15 protein-coding genes are annotated in these 19417 nt (G+C 60.8%); 6 read left to right on the top strand and 9 right to left on the bottom strand.

Annotated elements, in window-relative coordinates:
- Positions 1–13: 13 nt before the first annotated feature.
- Positions 14–1891, bottom strand: coding sequence for a 1-acyl-sn-glycerol-3-phosphate acyltransferase (locus CRP40_RS01185; RefSeq protein ID WP_027915774.1), 1878 nt, complete (start codon positions 1889–1891; stop codon positions 14–16).
- A gap of 155 nt (positions 1892–2046) precedes the next feature.
- Between CRP40_RS01185 and bglX the strand changes: the two genes are divergently transcribed.
- Positions 2047–4344, top strand: a complete 2298-nt coding sequence (bglX, locus tag CRP40_RS01180; RefSeq protein ID WP_231977270.1) for a beta-glucosidase BglX — start codon at positions 2047–2049, stop codon at positions 4342–4344.
- Between the two features lie 71 nt (positions 4345–4415).
- On the opposite strand, the gene CRP40_RS01175 is transcribed toward bglX, so the two are convergent.
- From CRP40_RS01175 to CRP40_RS01165, 3 genes are all read right to left on the bottom strand, one after another.
- The gene (locus tag CRP40_RS01175) at positions 4416–5249 is read right to left on the bottom strand and encodes an amidohydrolase family protein (RefSeq protein ID WP_027915772.1); all 834 of its coding nucleotides are present in this window, start codon (positions 5247–5249) and stop codon (positions 4416–4418) included.
- A 21-nt stretch (positions 5250–5270) separates the two neighbouring features.
- Entirely contained in the window at positions 5271–6539 is a 1269-nt protein-coding gene (locus tag CRP40_RS01170; RefSeq protein WP_027915771.1) for an MFS transporter, read from the bottom strand.
- A 124-nt stretch (positions 6540–6663) separates the two neighbouring features.
- A complete protein-coding gene (locus tag CRP40_RS01165) occupies positions 6664–7395 on the bottom strand; it encodes a GntR family transcriptional regulator (RefSeq protein ID WP_027915770.1) in 732 nt (243 codons plus the stop codon).
- 235 nt (positions 7396–7630) lie between these two features.
- On the opposite strand from CRP40_RS01165, the gene CRP40_RS01160 reads away from it, so the two are divergent.
- Positions 7631–11104, top strand: coding sequence for a hybrid sensor histidine kinase/response regulator (locus CRP40_RS01160; protein WP_027915769.1), 3474 nt, complete (start codon positions 7631–7633; stop codon positions 11102–11104).
- On the opposite strand, the gene rmuC is transcribed toward CRP40_RS01160, so the two are convergent.
- Both rmuC and CRP40_RS01150 read right to left on the bottom strand, forming a co-directional pair.
- On the bottom strand, positions 11076–12446 hold the full coding sequence (gene rmuC / locus CRP40_RS01155) for a DNA recombination protein RmuC (RefSeq protein ID WP_166741502.1): 1371 nt from the start codon (positions 12444–12446) through the stop codon (positions 11076–11078). The two genes, CRP40_RS01160 and rmuC, sit on opposite strands and share 29 nt — an antisense overlap.
- Before the next feature lie 201 nt (positions 12447–12647).
- A complete protein-coding gene (locus CRP40_RS01150; RefSeq protein ID WP_027915767.1) occupies positions 12648–13064 on the bottom strand; it encodes a sel1 repeat family protein in 417 nt (138 codons plus the stop codon).
- A 939-nt stretch (positions 13065–14003) separates the two neighbouring features.
- Here CRP40_RS01150 and CRP40_RS01145 point away from each other — a divergent pair.
- The 3 genes from CRP40_RS01145 to CRP40_RS01135 all read left to right on the top strand — a co-directional run bounded on the left by CRP40_RS01145 (position 14004) and on the right by CRP40_RS01135 (position 16370).
- Positions 14004–14228: a hypothetical protein gene (locus CRP40_RS01145; RefSeq protein WP_027915766.1), complete on the top strand. Its 225-nt coding sequence runs from the start codon at positions 14004–14006 to the stop codon at positions 14226–14228.
- 249 nt (positions 14229–14477) lie between these two features.
- Positions 14478–14960 (top strand): hypothetical protein, encoded by a 483-nt coding sequence (locus CRP40_RS01140; RefSeq protein WP_027915765.1) that lies wholly within the window; start codon positions 14478–14480, stop codon positions 14958–14960.
- Between the two features lie 144 nt (positions 14961–15104).
- Positions 15105–16370, top strand: a complete 1266-nt coding sequence (locus CRP40_RS01135; protein ID WP_023533893.1) for an outer membrane protein transport protein — start codon at positions 15105–15107, stop codon at positions 16368–16370.
- Between the two features lie 42 nt (positions 16371–16412).
- On the opposite strand, the gene CRP40_RS01130 is transcribed toward CRP40_RS01135, so the two are convergent.
- Positions 16413–17342 carry a LysR family transcriptional regulator gene (locus CRP40_RS01130; protein WP_027915764.1) on the bottom strand — a complete coding sequence of 310 codons (930 nt, stop codon included), beginning with the start codon at positions 17340–17342 and terminating at the stop codon, positions 16413–16415.
- Between the two features lie 115 nt (positions 17343–17457).
- Between CRP40_RS01130 and CRP40_RS01125 the strand changes: the two genes are divergently transcribed.
- Positions 17458–17715, top strand: a complete 258-nt coding sequence (locus CRP40_RS01125) for a DUF2798 domain-containing protein (protein WP_027915763.1) — start codon at positions 17458–17460, stop codon at positions 17713–17715.
- Between the two features lie 71 nt (positions 17716–17786).
- On the opposite strand, the gene CRP40_RS21865 is transcribed toward CRP40_RS01125, so the two are convergent.
- Positions 17787–17951 carry a hypothetical protein gene (locus tag CRP40_RS21865; protein WP_176505831.1) on the bottom strand — a complete coding sequence of 55 codons (165 nt, stop codon included), beginning with the start codon at positions 17949–17951 and terminating at the stop codon, positions 17787–17789.
- 911 nt (positions 17952–18862) lie between these two features.
- Positions 18863–19414 (bottom strand): glutathione peroxidase, encoded by a 552-nt coding sequence (locus CRP40_RS01115; RefSeq protein WP_027913937.1) that lies wholly within the window; start codon positions 19412–19414, stop codon positions 18863–18865.
- Positions 19415–19417 lie beyond the last annotated feature (3 nt).

The raw sequence follows: 19417 nt of genomic DNA, 5'->3' as shown, positions 1-19417 counted from the left end.
TGGCCAGGTTTGCTCAGCGAATGCCTGCGCGCAGGCCAATGACCTGCTCGCGCAGCCGCTCTGGTAGCGCCTCCTGTGCAGGGATGGCGCTGCCTGCCACGACGGTCACACGGGACCACATTCTTCTGAAAAACCCTTTGGCCGGGTCGCGACTGAAGAAACTGCCCCACAGCCCTTGCAGCGCCAGGGGAATCACCGGCACCGGCGTCTGTTCAAGGATATGGCTCAAGCCGCCCTTGAACACGTCGACCTCACCGTCCCCTGTCAGCTTGCCCTCGGGAAAGATGCACACAAGCTCGCCGTCAGCCAGGTAACGGGCAATGCGGGTGAAGGCGCGCTCGTACGTCGCCAGGTCCTCGCTGCGTCCGGCAATCGGAATGGCGCCTGCGGTGCGAAACACGAAGTTGAGCACGGGCAGGTTGTAGATCTTGTAGTACATGACGAAACGAATGGGACGGCGTATCGCGCCAGCGAGCAACAAGGCATCGACGAACGACACGTGGTTGCACACCAGCAATGCCGCGCCTTCGTCGGGAATGTGCTGCAGCCCCTGGTGCTTGACGCGGTACATCGAGTGACTGAGCAGCCAGATGAGAAACCGCATGGTGAATTCAGGCACGATGCTGAAAATGTAGGCGTTGACGGCGATGTTCAGCAGCGAGACGACCAAAAACAGCTGCGGGATGTCCAGCCCAGCCACGCCCAGCAGCACCATGGTCAACAGGGCCGATACCACCATGAACAACGCATTGAGGATGTTGTTGGCAGCGATCACCCGCGCGCGCTCGTCTACGGCGGTGCGTGCCTGAATCAATGCGTACAGCGGCACGATATAGAAACCGCCAAACACCCCGAGCCCGACGATGGACAGCAGAATCCACCACGCCTGGCTCAGGCCCAGCAGGTCGAGCCAGTCATGGGCGCTGGCAGCGCTGGGCACATCCCCGGAATGCCACCACCACAGCAGGCCGAACACGGTCAGGCCAAAGGAGCCGAACGGCACCAGCCCGATCTCCACCTTGCGCCCGCTCAGACGCTCACACAACAAGGAACCCAGGGCGATGCCCACCGAGAACAGCGTCAGCACCAGGGTGACCACGGTGCCATCGCCGTGCAGCCAGTCCTTGGCATAGGCCGGGATCTGGGTCAGGTAGATGGCGCCGACGAACCAGAACCAGGAGTTGCCGACGATCGAGCGCGATACCGCAGGCGGCTGGGCAAGGCCCATGCGCAGGATAGTCCACGACTGCCTGAAGATGTTCCAGTCCAGCTTCATGTGGGGTGAGGCAGCGGCGGCACGGGGAATCCAGCGGCTGGCCAGATAGCCCAGTACGGCAGTGCCCACTACGCCACCGGCTACCACCGCGGCATAGCGTTCGGTCGACATCATCACCCCGGCGCCGATGGTGCCGGCGAGGATAGCCAGGAAGGTGCCCGTCTCCACCAGCCCATTGCCGCCTACCAGCTCTTGCTCACGCAGCGCTTGGGGCAGGATCGAGTACTTCACCGGCCCGAACAGCGCCGAATGGGTACCCATGCCGAACAAGGCCACCAGCATGAGGGCCAGGTGATTGGTCGCAAACCCCAGCGCGCCGATCGACATGATGCCGATCTCCGCCAGCTTGATCACACGAATGAGCGCGTCCTTGGGAAATTTCTCCCCGAACTGTCCACCCAGCGCCGAAAAAAGAAAGAACGGCAGGATGAACAGCAAGGCACACAGATTGACCCAGATGGATCGGTCACCGTCCCCAAGGCTCAGCTTGAACAGGATGGCCAGGATCAGCGACTGCTTGAACAGGTTGTCGTTGAACGCACCGAGCGACTGAGTAATGAAAAAAGGCAGGAAGCGCCGCTTGCCGAGCAAGGTGAATTGCGAGGAATGACTCATCGTCCTTGGTCCTGGGTGAAGCCGCGAGGGCACGGGTGAAGGAAGGTCGTGGGGATTGCACAGATATCGGGGATAGGCAACTGGTAGATCTGCGAGTAGCGAGCTTGATCACTCAGGTGGCAATGTCAGGGAAATTCGCCCAGGAAGTCAATGGAATGACGCCTCCTCGCAAGCGAGCAACCCGCTCACCTGCACTCACGGCCATGTTGATGCTTTGCGCAGCGATAGGGCCTGTCACCGCCCTGGCTAACAAGCCTGACGCGCAGCAAAAGACGTTCATCGACAATTTGCTCTCGCAGATGACCTTGCAGGAAAAGATCGGACAGTTGCGAATGGAATATGCCGCTCAAGGTGATGCGCCTCAAGACATGAACACAGCCATCGCAGCCGGGGATGTGGGGGCGATGTTCACCCACCCGGCTGCCAACAGTACGGATTTGCGCAGGCTGCAGGCCATGGCGGTCGAGCGTAGCCGGCTGGGTATCCCGCTGTTCTTTGCAGGTGATGTAATCCATGGACGTCGCACCATCTTTCCCATCAACTTGGGTCAGGCGTCCAGCTGGGACCTGCGCGCGGTGGAAAAAAGTGCACGCGTTGCAGCAATCGAGGCGACCAACGATGGCTTGGACATGACCTTCGCTCCCGTCTTGGATGTCAGTCGCGACCCGCGGTGGGGACGCATCTCCGAAGGCTACGGCGAAGACACGCACCTGGCCTCGCGCATGGGTGAGGCTGCCATCCGCGGTTTGCAACGACCGCATCTGGCAGCACCGGACAGCCTGATGGTTTGTATCAAGCATTTTGCCGGTTATGGAGCGGTTGAGGGAGGGCGCGACTACAACACGGCTGACATGAGCGAACAACGCCTTCATCAGGATTACCTGCCCCCCTTCAAGGCTGCCATCGAAGCCAAGGCCGGTGCCGTGATGACTGCACTGTCCAGCCTTAATGGCATCCCTGCAACGGCCAACGGCTGGCTCTTGAAAGACCTGCTTCGCACACAGTGGCAGTTCAAAGGCTTAGTCATCAGCGACCACGGCGCAGTGGCAGAGCTGATAGACCATGGCGTGGCCCGTGATGGCACCCAGGCGGCCAAGGCAGCGCTGACCGCTGGCACACAAATGAGCATGAGCGACCGTCATTACCGTGACCAGCTGGCTGGCTTGATCAAGCAAGGACAGGTCAGCGAAGCCGAGCTGGACGGCGCGGTTCGCCAGGTGCTCACAACCAAGTACGAATTGGGCCTGTTTGATGCCCCTTATCAGCGCCTGGGTGCCGACGCCGCTAGCGAGCAGATCGGACAGCATCGTGCCCAAGCGCGGGATATGGCGCGCCGCTCCTTGGTGCTGCTGAAAAACCGAAACCGCACGCTGCCGCTGCATAAAAGCATGAACATCGCCTTGATCGGCCCATTGGCCGATAACGCGGCAGACATGCTTGGCAGTTGGTATGCCAATGGCAGACCCGAGGAGGTGGTCACGCTTCGCTCCGGCATGCATCAGGCTCAGGCGGGCAAGGGTCGATTGCGCTATGCCAAAGGGGCCAACATCATTGACGATCCATCGGCCCTGATGCTTCTTGCGGACAAACACGTCGACATCGATCCAAGCCCTCCCGCAGCGATGCTCAAGCAGGCCCTGGCGGTGGCTCGGCAAGCCGATGTAATCGTCGCGGTGCTTGGCGAGGCGCGCGGCATGTCCCATGAGGGTGCGAGCAGGACCGAGCTGGGTCTACCCGGCGGACAACGTGCGCTGCTCAAGGCATTGAGCGATACCGGCATTCCAGTGGTACTGGTTTTGATGAATGGCCGCCCGCTTGCCCTCGACGACGAAACCAAGTGGGCCGATGCCGTACTGGAAACCTGGTATAGCGGGAGCGAGGGGGGTAATGCCATCGCTGATGTGCTGTTTGGCGACTACAACCCCTCCGGGAAACTCCCAGTGACGTTCGTGCGCAACGTCGGCCAGATCCCCCTGTATTACAACCATCTGAACACCGGCAGGCCGTTCGACCCCATCGACCCCGCACCTTACCGGTCGCGCCACTTCGACGTCGATGACACCCCTCTTTTTCCTTTTGGCTTCGGGCTGAGCTACACCCAGTTCGATGTCTCAGCCCCACGCTTGTCCACCGACCGTCTGCGTCCGGGTGAGCGCTTGAAGGTTCGAGTCACTGTTACCAATCAGGGACCGTTGGCGGGCGAAACAACCGTGCAACTCTATCTTCGGGACCTGAGCGCCTCTGTCAGTCGGCCCGTCAAAGAACTCAAAGGCTTCCAGAACATCTTCCTGGAGCCTGGCGCTGCCAGAGACCTGACGCTGGAGATTGCACCCACCGCGCTAGCATTCGTGGACCGTAACCTGCAATGGGTGACCGAGCCCGGTAACTTCGAAGTGATGGTCGGACTGGACTCGCACCACGTCAAAACAGCCACATTCGAACGCCTGCCGTGACTGCTTGCCCCGACGCCCCCGCTACAGGAGCGCTATTGGTTGACCGAAGCCTTGCGTACCCATTCTTTGGCTCAATTGAAACGGTACAAGTCCTTGGCCGTCTCCAGCAACAGCGCCTTGCGCAACTCGCTGGAGCAGCCTAGGGCCTGCAATTGCTCGAGCGCCTGGCCATAACTCATCGTGCGTTCGTGCTGCGTATGCGGCCAATCGCTGCCCCACATCAGGCGCTCGGCCCCATAGTGCGCTTCCAGCGCGCCCAGCGCCTGGCGGGCGAACAGCTCGTTCTGCTCGGGCGAGCCTTCCAGGCGGTAGATACCGGAAACCTTCACCCAGACATTGCCCTGCCCGCCCAGGGTCAATAGGTCGGCGAAGCCTCCCTGCCCCAGCCCGCTGCGCGCATCGGGCCTTCCCAGATGGTCGATGACGATATCCAGCCCGTACGGTTGCAGCGCCCGCACCAGGGTGGGAATGTCCGCCAGTTGTCGATGCAGCTCGACGTGCCAGCCCAGTTCGGCCATGCACGCGAAGCGATGGCGCCACTGCGGGGCCGCAAGGTCCGGCAGTGGTTGCCCCATCAGGTTCAGGCGCACGCCTCTGACCCCAAGCTGGTCCATCTGTATGAGGGTTTGGCGCGCAACGTCCGGCTCAAGCATCACCACCCCCCGCAGGCGCCCCTGAGCGGCTTGCAGGGCACCCAGCAGATAGCCATTGTCGGTCCCCAGGAAACTGGGCTGCACCAGAACGCCGTGACTGAAACCGTGCGCCTGCAACTGGCTGAGGTAATCCGCCAACGGTGCATCGTACGCGGGGGCATAACGGCGCTCGCGCGCCAATGTCAGCCCTTGACTGAACACGTGGGCATGGCTGTCGATGGCAATCATGGATGAAGCAGGGTTGTGAGGCATGTCTTTGATCTTTCGGTCAGGTTACTGGGCGGCCACACCGGGCGCTTGCGGGGCAGGCTCGAGGTTGCGGCCGCGCGTTTCAGGCAGGCACAGTGCAGCGATCACCGCCACGCCGTAGGCGATGCCGGCATCAATGCCGATGGCGGTACCCAGCGACATGGATTCGCTCATGTGCCCGACCAGGAAGGGGAAGACCGCCGAGAGCACACGGCCAAAGTTGTAGCAGAAGCCAACCCCCGCTCCCCGCACATCGGCAGGATACAGCTCGTTGAAGAAGGCGCCGAGGCTTGCTGGAATGCCGGCTGCGAAGAAGCCCAGCGGGAAACCCAGGAACAGCATCTGCGTATTGCTCAACGGGAAGAAGACATAGGCCTGAACCGTCAGCACGCAGCACAGCGCAAACAGCAGGATGTTGCGACGCCTGCCGATGCGATCGATCAACAACCCGCTGACCACGCAGCCACACCAGAACGCAAAGATGATCACCGCCAGGTAGCCACCGGAATTGAGCACCGACAAGTTGCGTTCGGTCTTAAGGAAAGTCGGCAGCCAGGTCATCACCGCGTGGTAGCCACCATGCGCCCCCAGGCCCAGCAAGCCGCCCAGCAACGTGACGCGCAGCAATTCAGGGCGAAAGATCCCCGCCATCGAGGCGAAGAAACCCTGGGGAATGGCGTTCTGTTTCTGCAGGCGTTGAAAGCTGTCCGGTTCTGGAACGTTGCGACGCACCCAGATGATCAGCAGCGACGGCAACAGGCCCACGAAGAACATCACGCGCCAGGCGAATTCCTGCGGCACCAGCGAATAGATCAAGGTGAACAACGCTACCGCCAGGCCCCACCCTACCGCCCAGGCGCTTTGCACCGTACCCATGACCTTGCCGCGGTACTTGGGGTTGATGGTCTCGGCCATCAGCACGGCCCCGGCCGCCCACTCCCCACCAATGCCAAAGCCTTGCATGGCCTTGACGAACAGCAGTGGATAGAAGCCTGTGACGAAAGCCGAGAGGAATGTGAAGCAGGAGAACCACAGGATCATCCACTGCAAGGTGCGCACGCGGCCGTACCGATCCGACAGGGTTCCGCCAAGCCAGCCGCCGATCGCCGAGGTCACCAGGGTCAGGCCACTGATCAGGCCCGCATCGCCTTTGGACAGCGAGAAAGCCGCGATCAGCGCGGGAATGGCCAGGCCGAACATCTGCACTTCCAGCGCATCGAGCGACCAGCCCCCAAAACAGGCCCAGAAGGTCTTGCGTTCGCGCGATGTAATTTGGCGGTACCAGCTGAACATGATTCTTATCCTTTTAAGGGTGAAGGGTACGCTGGGTTGCCCTCAACGCAGACAACCGAGCAGGCGAAGCCACTGCGCCCTGGTGACGGGGCGCAGGCAGATAAAGAAGGTTGAAACGGCGCGGTCAGCGAATATCGATGCGGTAGCGGAAGTGCTGCGCGTGTCCCCGCGACCGGCGCCACTCCAGGGGTTTGCCGGCGTAGTCACGGGCCAGCCGTTCGATCACCACAATAGGGCTGCCGGCCGGTACCTGCAGAAGGCGCCCATGCACTTCATCCACGGCCTCGGCAGTCAGGGCTTCTTCGGCGGCTGCGACCACTTGCCCACACAGCTGTTCGTAGATCGGGTAGAGCAATGGGCCCTTGTTATCCAGATCAGTCTCCAGCAGCAACTGGAACGGCTGGCGGGGCAGCCAGATGTCCTCGGCCAGCACGGGCTGGGCATCGAGCAGACGAAGCCGCTGCAGATGGATCACATCGGCCCCGGGTACGAGCCCCAAGGCCTGAGCCACGGCAGACGGTGCCGCCACGGCGTTCATGCTCAGGATGCGACTCATCGGCACGACGCGCTCGCCGTTGACAGCTTCGAAGCGGAAGAAGCGAAACAGCGAGGATTGGAACTGTGGACGGCGGATGAAGGTACCTCGCCCCTGCTGGCGCTCAAGCACGCCTTCGGCGACCAGCGCATCGATGGCCTTGCGCACCGTGCCCACCGACAGGTCGAATTCACTCGCCAGTGCAGCCTCGGTGGGGATCGCCTCACCCGGGTGCCAGCGGTTGTTAGCGATCTGCGCTACCAGATGGTCGCGTAGCTGTTGATAGCGTGGCAGTCGTGTGTCGCTGGCGAGTGGAAGCATGGCTGTATTCTCGTCTTGTTATATAGACATCTATATGAATTTTTCGAGAGTATTTGCTTCCCGGCATCGCCTGTCAATCCTCCACCCGTCTGCTGGGCCCCACACGAGCCCGCAATTTGAGTGCGTCACGCTGCGACCACCTGCCACTGCGACCATCGTCTGCGCTGACGGCGCGCCACCTGTCGTGCCAGACTGGCTGACCGGGCCTCGTTATCCATTTAGCTTCGGAGTCACCATGTCGTTGTCCAGCGGGCTGATCGCCGCGGTCGCCCTGGCCTATATGGCCGTCATGTTCGCCATCGCCTTCTATGGCGACCGGCGCAGCACCCCTTTGCCGCCCAAATTGCGTGCCTGGGTGTACAGCCTGTCGCTGGCGGTGTATTGCACCAGCTGGACGTTCTTCGGCGCGGTCGGACAAGCGGCCGAGCAGCTGTGGGCATTCCTGCCGATCTACCTGGGGCCGGTATTGCTTCTGGTCTTCGCACCGTGGGTGGTGCAGAAGATGGTGCTGATTAGCAAACAGCAGAACATCACGTCCATCGCCGACTTCATCGCTGCCCGTTACGGCAAATCCCAGACGCTGGCCGTGGTCGTGGCTCTGATCTGCCTGGTGGGCGTGCTGCCCTACATCGCCCTGCAGCTCAAAGGCATCGTGCTGGGCGTCAATCTGTTGATCGGCGCCAGTGCAGACGCCACCGGCACGCGCGTACAGGACACTGCGCTGGTGGTGTCGCTGGTGCTGGCGCTGTTCGCCATCGTATTCGGCACGCGCAGCCTGGACGTCACCGAGCACCACCGGGGCATGGTGCTGGCGATCGCGTTCGAGTCGTTGATCAAGCTGTTGGCGTTTCTGGCCGTGGGGATCTTCGTCGTCTTCAACCTGTACGATGGGTTCGATGACCTGTTCACCCAGGCGCGCCAGTCCATCGAGCTGCACGATTACTGGACAGAGACCATCAACTGGCCGTCGATGGTGGTCCAGACGGCTGTCGCCATGATGGCCATCATCTGCCTGCCTCGGCAGTTCCACGTGACCGTGGTGGAAAACATCGAGCCACAGGACATGCGCCTGGCACGCTGGGTGTTCCCGATGTACCTGGCCCTGGCTGCACTGTTCGTGGTGCCCATCGCCCTGGCGGGGCAGATGTTGCTGCCAGGGACGGTGATGTCGGACTCGTTCGTGATCAGCCTTCCCCTGGCCGAGGCACACCCCAGCCTGGCGCTGCTGGCATTCATCGGTGGCGCGTCAGCGGCTACCGGCATGGTCATCGTAGAAGCGGTCGCGTTGTCGACCATGGTGTCCAACGACATGCTGCTGCCCTGGTTGCTGCGTCGCAACAACGCCGAGCGACCGTTCGAGGTGTTCCGCCACTGGATGCTTTCGGTCCGGCGGGTCACCATCGTGGTCATCCTGCTGCTGGCGTACGTCAGTTACCGCCTGCTGGGTTCTACGGCCAGCCTGGCGACCATCGGCCAGATCGCGTTTGCTGCCGTGACCCAACTGACGCCCGCCATGCTCGGGGCGCTGTACTGGAAACAGGCCAACCGCCGGGGTGTATTCGCAGGTCTGGCGGCGGGCATCTTCCTGTGGTTCTACACCCTGGTGCTGCCCATCGCCGCCCACAGCCTGGGCTGGTCGTTGCAGGTGTTCCCAGGGTTGGCGTGGTTGCACGGCAACCCCCTGAATCTGCCGATCAGCCCGCTGACCCAAGGCGTGGTGCTGTCGCTTGCCGGCAACTTCACCCTGTTTGCCTGGGTCTCGCTGCTGTCGCGTACCCGCGTGTCCGAGCACTGGCAAGCGGGCCGCTTCATTGGCCAGCAGACCAGCGCCCGCCCCAGCAGCAAGCCCTTGCTGGCGGTGCAGATAGACGACCTGCTGACCTTGGCATCGCGTTTCGTGGGTGAGGAGCGCGCGCGCCAGAGCTTCATCCGTTTCGCCTACCGCCAGGGCAAGGGCTTCAACCCCAACCAGAACGCCGACGGTGACTGGATCGAGCACACCGAGCGGTTGTTGGCCGGTGTCCTGGGCAGTTCGTCTACCCGTGCAGTGGTCAAGGCAGCGATCGAAGGCCGCGACATGCAGCTCGAAGACGTGGTGCGCATCGCCGATGAAGCGAGCGAAGTGCTGCAGTTCAACCGGGCACTGCTGCAGGGCGCCATCGAAAACATCAACCAGGGCATCAGCGTGGTCGACCAGAACCTGCATCTGGTGGCCTGGAACCGGCGTTACCTTGAGCTGTTCAATTACCCGGACGGGCTGATCAGCGTGGGACGGCCCATTGCCGACATCATTCGCTACAACGCCGAGCGCGGCCTGTGCGGCCCAGGGGAGGCCCAGGTGCACGTAGCCCGGCGTCTGCACTGGATGCGCCAGGGCCGGGCCCACTCGTCCGAGCGGCTGTTCCCCAATGGGCGCGTGATCGAGTTGATCGGCAACCCGATGCCCGGTGGCGGTTTCGTGATGAGCTTTACAGACATCACGCCGTTCCGCGAAGCCGAGCAAGCGCTGCGCCACGCCAACGAAAGCCTTGAGCAACGCGTGGCAGAGCGCACCTACGAGCTGTCGCAACTGAACCAGGCGCTGACCGAAGCCAAGAGCCATGCCGAAGCGGTCAGCCAGTCCAAGACTCGCTTTTTGGCTGCGGTCAGCCACGACCTGATGCAGCCTCTGAACGCCGCCAGGTTGTTTTCCGCGGCCTTGTCGCAGCAAGCCGAAGGCATGACCGAGGAAGCCCGACAACTGGTTCAGCACATGGACACTTCACTGCGTTCGGCCGAAGAACTGATCAGCGACCTGCTGGACATCTCGCGCCTGGAAAACGGCAAGATCACCCCCGACGCCAAGCCATTTGCCTTGAACGAGCTGTTCGACACCCTTGGGGCGGAATTCAAGGTACTGGCGGCAGAGAAAGGCCTGGCGTTCCGCCTGCGCGGCAGCCGCCTGCGGGTCAACAGTGACATGAAGCTGCTGCGCCGCGTGCTGCAAAACTTCCTGACCAACGCCCTGCGCTATGGCAAGAGCCCGATCCTGCTGGGTGCCCGCCGCCAGGGCGAGCGCCTGTGGCTGGAAGTCTGGGACAGGGGCCCTGGCATCGCCGACGACAAGCTGCACGTGATCTTCCAGGAGTTCAAACGCCTGGACAGCCATCAGACCCGCGCCGAAAAAGGCCTGGGCCTGGGCCTGGCGATCGCGGACGGACTGTGCCGAGTCCTGGGTCACACACTGGAGGTACGTTCCTGGCCAGGCAAGGGCACCGTGTTCCGTGTGAGCGTGCCGATCTCTCTACAACCAGCCCCTGTCACTTCGGCGGTGGAGCAGCGCAGCGAGCCGCTGGCCGGGCTGCAGGTGTTGTGCGTGGACAACGAAGACAGCATCCTGATTGGCATGAACAGCCTGCTCAGCCGCTGGGGCTGTCAGGTGTGGACCGCACGCAGCCGCAGCGAGTGCGAGGCCCTGCTGGCCGAGGGCATGCGCCCACACCTGGCCTTGGTGGACTATCACCTGGATGAAGGCGACACCGGCACGCGCCTGATGGGCTGGCTACGCACCCGATTGGGCGAACCGGTGCCCGGGGTGGTCATCAGCGCCGACGGCAGCAAGGAAACCATCGCCCTGGTGCATGCCGCAGGCCTGGACTATTTGCCCAAGCCGGTCAAGCCGGCTGCATTGCGGGCCCTGCTCAACCGTCATCTGAGCCTGGTGCAGTAACTGCCTGGTCGGGCACTTCATCGGCGAAGGCGCGTTCGAGCAAGTCGGGCGACAGGCTTTTGCTGGCCCGGGCGCCGAGCAGCTTGAGCTGCTCGCTGCGACTGACGAGATTGCCGCGCCCTTCGCACAGTTTGTTACGTGCTGCCGCATAGGCCTTGTCCACCTGTTGCAGGCGGCTGCCCAGCTCATCCAGGTCCTGGATGAACAACACGAACTTGTCGTACAGCCACCCGGCACGTTCGGCGATTTCCCGGGCGTTCTGGCCTTGGCGTTCCTGCTTCCACAAGCTGTCTATCACCCGCAAGGTGGCCAGCAAGGTGGTGGGGCTGACGATGACGATTTGCCGGTCGAAGGCTTCCTGGAACAGGTTGGGCTCGGCCTGCAGTGCCGCCGAGAACGCGGCCTCGATGGGCACGAACAACAGTACGAAATCCAGGCTGTGCAGGCCTTCGAGGCGGCTGTAGTCCTTGCTCGACAGGCCCTTGACGTGACTGCGCAGCGACTGGACGTGCTGCTTGAGCGCCGCCTCGTCGTTGCCTGACACGAACTGCTGATACGCCGTCAGGCTGACCTTGGCATCGACCACCACCTGCTTATTGCCCGGCAACATGATCAGCACATCTGGCTGGAAGCGCTCACCGTCAGCGCTCTTCAGGCTCACCTGCGTCTGGTACTCCCTACCCTTCTCCAGCCCTGCGTGTTCGAGCACGCGCTCCAGGATCAGCTCGCCCCAATTACCCTGGGTTTTCTGCCCCTTGAGCGCCTGGGTGAGGTTGGTCGCTTCATCGGACAGACGCAGGTTGAGTTGCTGCAGGCGCTCGAGTTCCTTGCCCAGCGAAAAACGCTCGCGGGCCTCTTGCTGGTAACTTTCCTCGACACGCTTTTCGAACGCCTGGATACGCTCCTTCAATGGGTCGAGCAGTTGGCCAAGGTGCTGCTGGCTGGTTTGAGCAAAGCGCTGCTCACGCTCATCGAAAATCTTGGTGGCCATGTCGGCAAACTGGGCGCGCAGCGTATCGCGGGCCTCCTGCAGGTCTTCGAGACGCTGCTGGTGGCTTTCCTGCTGTTCTCGCAGCTCGGCTTCGAGGCGTGCGGCCTGGGACTCCAGACGGCGCTGCTCGGCCTCGCGAGTCGCGCGTTCCAGGTTCCAGGCGTGAGCGGCATCACGGGCGTTGTCTCGCTCGATCTGCAGCAGCTCCAGCTCTCGTCCCTGGGCTGCCAGTTGCGTCTGCTTGAGGGTATTGGCTTCGCTGAGATCACTGACTTCATCACGGCTGGCTTCGAGTTGCGCCTGCAAACCGGCCTGGGCCAACTGCGCTGCGTTCAGACGCTCGTCAAGCAAAGCACGCTCGCCATCACGTGCTGCATGCCGACGCTGAAGCTGCATGACCCACACCAGGCACGGCACCGCGCCCGCCACCAAGCCCAGCAGAATGCTGGCCAGATCCACTGTCATGCCTACCCCGGTCACTGTTGGCAAATTCGCTGAAGCTTAACAGCCTGACCGGCAGGTTGCCCGTGCCGCCGTCACCTGCAGGGGTCGTCAGTGCCCAAACCACTGACGCAGCAATCGACGGGCCTCATGGGACCCCTTCCCGGCCGCCAACTCCAGCCAGCTACGGGCCTGTTCGGGCGCAGACGCCCGGCACGCCCGTGCATACTCCACCTGGGCACGACAATCGCCAGCGCGTGCGGCCTGGCGTAGCAGGTCATGGCCGATACGCCGATCACGGGCGCTGCCACAATCGCGGCAAAGCATCTGCCCCAGGCGGCTTTGAGCCACCACCACACCCTCGCGGGCTGGGCGCTTGAGCAACCGCCCAGCCAAGTGCTTGACCTGAGGCTTGTCACCCAGACGCGAATTGTCGAGTAGCCACAGGGCAACCTTTAGGGTGAACCGTCCGGAACGCTCTGCAGACGAGGGCATGGGGCTGGCAAGTTGTTTACTGCGAGACTTCATGAGCGGCAGGTCAGGCAAATCGAAAAGCGCGCCACTCTACCGGTTTTCGACGTGCGGGCCTAACCCTGAGGATTTTTTTTATAAAAATTTCATGTGATTGTTTCTTGACGTTTGCGAGACGATGGATGGTCATTCGAACTGGTCTGATTCTTGGCGAGACCCGAGGCAGCTTGGCGCCAACCCCGCACTAGAGCAAGCGGCGGCGACAATCCACAGTTCCTGTGGATAAGTCGGTGGACAACACCCTATTCCCCCCCGCCAAGCCCCGAATTACGGGGGCTGCTGTCAAACTGACGATTTTTTCACCAACGAAAAATAGTGTTTTTTTTCATTGACTTAACTGGCTAGTCAAGTCATTGGCGACTGGAGCGAAAGGTGGGACAGGTTTGATACACGTCCTCCTTTCGGTGTGAACAAACATCAACCGCGCATCCGTTCGTGTGTGAGCAAGGCGGCCAGGACACCCTTCGAGCACGCTCGGCCCCTTCCCACCGCCGGCATTAAGCGCCATACTGCTCGGCTACCCACGCACAATCAGGGCTTGCCTTCACCGAAAGGCTCAGGTAGGATGCGCCTCGTTAGTACCAAGCTGAAAGTCAATTCTGGCCCACAGTGTCCTTGCAGACTCGCTCTCCCAATAGCGCGCTGCTGAAACCAGGACCGGCCCTTTCGATGATTCGCCCGCAGCCGATACGCTGCCGCGACATCCATCACGAGTCCAATTGATCAGGATCCCGCGCGAAGGCCTAGAACCTTGGCTCCGCGTGCTGCCTGCCCTCTGAAGTACCTACCAGTCAGCCCAAGCGCCCACCATTGATTGCGCTCCCTCTGGCTGCTTTGTTCCAGCAGGTTCTCTCGTCCCTTAATAAAGACGTCACTGGAACGTTTCTATGATGCACGGATCTACTCCCCGTGTTTAATGCAGGAACCTCCAATAATATGCAAACTCAACATCAAATCCAGGCTGCAATCGGTACCCTTTCCCAGGCGTTCTCGCCGTTGAAATGCTTGCTCGTCGCACCCCGCAAAGGCAGCTTCAGCTTTACGCTGGTGGACGAACACGGTATCGCCTGCCATACCGAACGCCTGTACCACGAGCAGTACAGCCGCAGCGAACCGCTGCAGGCCGTCATCGCCCGTACCCGCCAGTCACTCACCGCGTGAGCGGTGAATGCTGCGGCATTCACCCATCAGATACACCCCCTCCCAGCTTGCCTGCACAAATCCAGCGTAATTGCCTTCGGGTATATCGCTCGGCTTGTCAGGCAGCAATCGATTTAAAAACAGCCTTTTACGTCACCCTTATCACACTACACTTCAACTCGAGCGGTGCACGCCGCTTCCGGCGGGCCTGACCGTTCACACAGCTGCCAAGCGCCTGCGCCCGCCGGTCCCTTACTGCTCGGGGGCACCATGGGTATTGCGGCCAAAGAACTATGTCAGCATGTCATCAGGCCCACACTGATCTACCTTGACCGTCACTGCGCCAGCGCCGAAGTGTTGTTGCTCGGCATCGCTGCCTGCCAGTCGGCTTTGGGATCGGCGCTGCACGGCAGACGCGGGCATGGCCTCTTTCGCATAGATGATCAGCGTCATCGGGCGCTCTGGGACGACTACCTGGCACGCGATCCAGACTTGGCCAGCCGTGTACGCGGCCTGGCCAGCCAACATGCCTTCCTGGGCGGACCCGACCTGGAACTCACCGTCAACCTGCGCTACGCCACTGCCATTGCCTGGCTGCTTGTGGAGGTCCAGGTGGTGAGCTTGCCTGCCGTGGACGACCGGATGGGCCAGGCGCGTATCTGGCGGCAGATTTTCAACCCTCAGGGTCGCTTGCGAGACTTCACCGAAGCCTGGCAAGCCTGCATTGATCAGAAACTGCCAGTAGCTTCTTGAGACGGTTCTTACAGACTCAACTGAGAAAAGGAATTTTAGTCGGATTGTCCTACAAAACCGCTCTATCTCCTGCGATTGCGCCTATAGCGCGACGCGTGATTTGTTGGTAGCTTTTCGCCTCGGAGATCCCAAGGAGTTCTAATAATGAAAAAAGTAATGCTCAAAACCTCCCTTGGCGTTGCTGTTGCGCTCGCTTCGAGCCAACTGTTCGCCAGCGGCTTCGCGTTGAACGAACAAAGCGTCAGCAGCATGGGGACAGGTTTCGCGGGACGTTCCTCTTCTGCCGAGGATGCCAGCACCGTATACGGCAACCCGGCCGGCATGTCCCGCCTCAAGCGCCAGCAGGTCACCGTCGGTGGCGCAGCGGTCATCGCCAAAACCGATATCTCGGGGCCTGGCAGCAACCTTGGGGGGGAAACTGACGGTGACATGGTACCGGTCGTCGGCGTACCCATGGGTTACTACGTCAAGCCCATCGACGACCACTGGACCGTCGGCTTCGGTGTCTACGTGCCCTTCGGTCTGGTGACCGATTACGGCAGTGACGACGCGGCGCGCTATTGGGGCAAGAAAAGTCACGTGGAAGTGGTGACGTTCCAGCCTACCGTCAGCTATGCCTTCAATGACAAGGTATCGATCGGCTTCGGCCCGACCTTCAACCGGATCAAAGGCGAACTGGGTTCCAACCTGATCAACCCGGCCACCCCTGGGCGCAACGACGGTGAAGTCAAGATCAAGGGTGACGACACGGCAGTCGGCTACAACATCGGCCTGATGGTGCAAGCCACCGACCGCACGCGCATCGGCCTGACCTATCACTCCATGGTCGACTACAAGCTCGAGGGCAAGACCAAGGTCAACACCCCGCTGATCGGGCCATTCAACGGCAGCAAGTTCGATGCCTCGCTCAAGATCAAGACGCCGGAGTCGGTTGACCTGTCGGTCACGCATGAACTCGACGACCAATGGACGCTGTACGCTGGCAGCACCTGGACGCGCTGGAGCCGCCTGAAGGACATCACTGTACAGAACGATGTCCCGCGCCCATTGATCGGCTCTGCCTTCCAGACCATTTCGGAAGAACAGAACTGGCATGACACCTGGGCCCACGCCGTGGGTGCGTCGTACAAGGTCAACAAGGAGTGGGTGCTGCGCACCGGCTTCACGGTCGACCAATCGCCGACCAACAACCAGGACCGTTCGCCGCGCATCCCCACGGGCGATCGCAAGATCTTCAGCCTGGGCGCCGGCTGGAGCCCGAGCGAGGACATGACCATCGACGTGGCGTACTCCTACCTGTGGGAAGAAGACACCAAGGTCAATCAGGTCAGCGCCACCAAGGGCGCCTACCGTGCCAAGTACGAGAACAGCGCGCACGGTGTAGGGGCATCGCTCACTTACCGCTTCTGATCGTTACCGTTACCTTGAAAAACCGCCCTTGTGGCGGTTTTTTCATGTTGGCACTTGCCACTCGTCGCCCAGGTGGTCGCGCAGGTAGTGCATGAAAGCGTGTACCTTGCTCGTGAGTGCGAAGCGGTCGGCCACGCAGAGATAAACGTCCATGGGTGCTGTCTGCGCGTACGCCTGCCCGTCAGGGCCATGTTCGAACAGCGGCACCAGGGCACCGCAAGCCAGGTGCGGCCGGGCAATGAACGCTGCCAGGCGCGTGATGCCGCCGTCATGCACCGCCATCTGCGTTAGCGCATCGATGTCGTCGCAGATGAGCACGTCGCCAAATTCGGGCTCCAGGCGCTGCCCATCACGCATGAATCCCCAACGCAACAGACGGCCATCGACCGGGTAGCGAAACACCAGACAGCGGTGATTGCGCAGCGCCTCCGGCGTCTGTGGTACGCCGGCACTGGCCAGGTACCCTGGTGCGGCACAGCAGACGAAAGGAATGCGGGCGATGTGCTTGGCTATCAGGTGCTCGTCCAACTGGGGCGTGATGCGCAGGCTGACATCGATACCTTCACGTGCGTGGTCAACCTTTCTGTCGCTCATGACCAGTTCTATCGAAATGCGCGGGTACAGCACGCTGAACGCGGGTATCAGGGGCGCCAGGACGTGACGACCGAACGCAGAGGTCGACGCGATGCACAGGCGACCTTGAGGTTCGCTTTCGGGGGTCATCACCGCTTGTTCAGCGCGCGCCAAGTCACGCTCTATCAGCCTGACATGCTTGTAGTACTGGGTGCCGGCGGGAGTCAGCGTCATACGCCGCGTTGTGCGGGTCAGCAAACGGACCTGCAAATGCCCTTCAAGCCGGGCCAGGTTCTGGCTCACAGCTGCTGGGGTAATGCCCAGGCTGCGGGCACCTGCTGCAATACTTCCGGCTTCGACGACCTTGATGAAGCTGCGGATGGCGTTGAGCAGGTCCATGCTGTGCCCTTGGGATTCGTAAGTTTTGCTTTATAAAGGAGTTAGGCGGAGCGGTCTACTGGTGAAGCGCAGTGGGTTGATAGGGTAAGGCCTCAATCGGACTCCAGGAGGTCGCATGACTGATGTCACTCAAAGCCGTCGTCGCAGGTTGCATGTGAATGCCACGCCGTATGTGTTTGCCTTTTACATGTCGGCCATCATGGCATTGCTGATGTGTTTCGTGATCACGGCAGCTAATGCCGGAATCGATCAGGATTATATGAGCAACGTACTGAAAGCTTATCGATTGGCGATGCCGGTAGCCTTTGTGTGCGTGTTGATTGTTAGGCCGATTGTGGGAAGGCTGGTTGCGATGACCGTGCATACGGCTTGAATGGCCGTGCAGCTGCTATCGTGGATAGGTAGATTAATCATCAGCAATCGCTATGCAGGGTACCCTCTTCACTAACCCCCTACCTGTAAATAACGGTCACTGCTATCGGTTTGGCTGTTGATCTTGATCTTGATCTTGCTCTTGATCTTGATCTTGCTCTTGCTCTTGCTCTTGCTTTTGATCTCCGCGACTTCAGAAGGCCGAACGCAGGTCTTGCGGAGGGAGGTGACAGGCATGGATGCCTGTCAAGCGCTGGGCCCCAGGATGGGGCCTGCAGCGCGGTCCTCCCGGGAGCAAGCCCGGAGTGAGGGAACCCCGAAGCGCAGCGTAGGGGCCGTATGAACGGAGCGCAGCCTTTTTTGGTTACTTTTTGTGGCGTTTGACAAAAAGTAACTCGCCGTAAGGGCGAAAAGGTGATTAAGCGTCGCCATCGCAAATGGACTATGCGCTCTATCAATACCCACACCAACCCATCGAACTTCAAACTTCAAACTTCAAACTTCAAACTTCAAACTTCAAACTTCAAACTTCAAACTTCAAACTTCAAACTTCAAACTTCAAAGCGTGGGCGCATATATCGAGTTGGTATTCATTGGCGCGGGTGGCGCACAGTCACCCTTCCGCCTTTACGGCGGCTCACTTTTTGTCTTGTCAAAAAGTAAGCAAAAACCGCCTGCTCCTATCATCCGGCCCCTACGCTGCGCTCCGGGGTTCCCTCGCTCCGGGCTTGCTCCCGGGAGGACCGCGCTGCAGGCCCCATCCTGGGGCCCAGCGCTTGACAGGCATCCATGCCTGTCACCTCCCTCCGCAAGCCCTGCGCTCGGCCTCCTGAAGTCGCGAGCTGTGTTGCCTGGACTACCGCGCGCTCAGAAGCAAGAGCAAAAGCATTAGCAAGAGCAAGAGCCAAAACAGCGCATTTCTCTGAACTTGATAGTTGAGCAGTTGCCCAACTTTCTGGATTACACATCACCCCTGTAGGAGCGGTCGGCCCGGTACCCCAGGAAGGCCGCCCCTACAAGCTACTGTGGGTAATTGGCTAAGTATACTTAAGCACCTTATATATACTTGCCACAGATCACCTATACAGCTCCATCACTGGAAGCCCCCATGCTCTAACAGGGACCGCTACTTGATCAAACCAAAAAGATCAGGGCTGCGAGGCGATAGCCTTCTCAATCGCTGTTCTAAACTCGACGTCATCCGGTTTCGTCAAACTCGAAAAACTACCAATCACCTTGCCCTGGCGATCAATTACATACTTGTAGAAGTTCCACTTGGGCGCACTGCTCTGCCTGGCCAATTCAGCGAACATCGGAATCGCATCCTTGCCCCGCACCGCCTGCTCCTTGGTCATGGTGAACGTCACACCATAATTCGCATAACACACCTTCGCCGTCTTCTCGCTGTCCGCATCCTCCTGCTTGAAGTCGTTCGAAGGCACACCCAGCATCTCCAACCCACGGCCATGGTACTGCTTGTACACCGCCTCAAGCCCCTCGAACTGCGGCGCAAACCCACAATAACTGGCCGTGTTGATCACCACCAAGGGCTTGCCGGCAAACCGCTCGCACAAAGCGACCTCACCCTTGCCCCGCAACTCCGGCAACGAACCCTGCAACACGGCCGGGCATTCGGTCGCCCAGCTGGACGCGCTGGCCATCAACGCCAATACCGGCACCACCATCCACTTCACGCTCATGAC

The organism is Pseudomonas sp. URMO17WK12:I9, assembly GCF_900230165.1.
Classification (GTDB): domain Bacteria; phylum Pseudomonadota; class Gammaproteobacteria; order Pseudomonadales; family Pseudomonadaceae; genus Aquipseudomonas; species Aquipseudomonas fulva.
The sequence above is the reverse complement of the archived record's forward strand: the minus strand, read 5'-3'. Positions and strand labels throughout refer to the sequence as shown.

What these genes read in the sequence shown, in the direction of transcription:
- CRP40_RS01185 (WP_027915774.1), bottom strand. Translation starts at nt 1,891, where the DNA reads ATGAGTCATTCCTCGCAATTCACCTTGCTCGGCAAGCGGCGCTTCCTG.
- bglX (WP_231977270.1), top strand. Translation starts at nt 2,047, where the DNA reads ATGACGCCTCCTCGCAAGCGAGCAACCCGCTCACCTGCACTCACGGCC.
- CRP40_RS01175 (WP_027915772.1), bottom strand. Translation starts at nt 5,249, where the DNA reads ATGCCTCACAACCCTGCTTCATCCATGATTGCCATCGACAGCCATGCC.
- CRP40_RS01170 (WP_027915771.1), bottom strand. Translation starts at nt 6,539, where the DNA reads ATGTTCAGCTGGTACCGCCAAATTACATCGCGCGAACGCAAGACCTTC.
- CRP40_RS01165 (WP_027915770.1), bottom strand. Translation starts at nt 7,395, where the DNA reads ATGCTTCCACTCGCCAGCGACACACGACTGCCACGCTATCAACAGCTA.
- CRP40_RS01160 (WP_027915769.1), top strand. Translation starts at nt 7,631, where the DNA reads ATGTCGTTGTCCAGCGGGCTGATCGCCGCGGTCGCCCTGGCCTATATG.
- CRP40_RS01150 (WP_027915767.1), bottom strand. Translation starts at nt 13,064, where the DNA reads ATGAAGTCTCGCAGTAAACAACTTGCCAGCCCCATGCCCTCGTCTGCA.
- CRP40_RS01145 (WP_027915766.1), top strand. Translation starts at nt 14,004, where the DNA reads ATGCAAACTCAACATCAAATCCAGGCTGCAATCGGTACCCTTTCCCAG.
- CRP40_RS01140 (WP_027915765.1), top strand. Translation starts at nt 14,478, where the DNA reads ATGGGTATTGCGGCCAAAGAACTATGTCAGCATGTCATCAGGCCCACA.
- CRP40_RS01135 (WP_023533893.1), top strand. Translation starts at nt 15,105, where the DNA reads ATGAAAAAAGTAATGCTCAAAACCTCCCTTGGCGTTGCTGTTGCGCTC.
- CRP40_RS01130 (WP_027915764.1), bottom strand. Translation starts at nt 17,342, where the DNA reads ATGGACCTGCTCAACGCCATCCGCAGCTTCATCAAGGTCGTCGAAGCC.
- CRP40_RS01125 (WP_027915763.1), top strand. Translation starts at nt 17,458, where the DNA reads ATGACTGATGTCACTCAAAGCCGTCGTCGCAGGTTGCATGTGAATGCC.
- CRP40_RS21865 (WP_176505831.1), bottom strand. Translation starts at nt 17,951, where the DNA reads ATGCCTGTCACCTCCCTCCGCAAGACCTGCGTTCGGCCTTCTGAAGTC.
- CRP40_RS01115 (WP_027913937.1), bottom strand. Translation starts at nt 19,414, where the DNA reads ATGAGCGTGAAGTGGATGGTGGTGCCGGTATTGGCGTTGATGGCCAGC.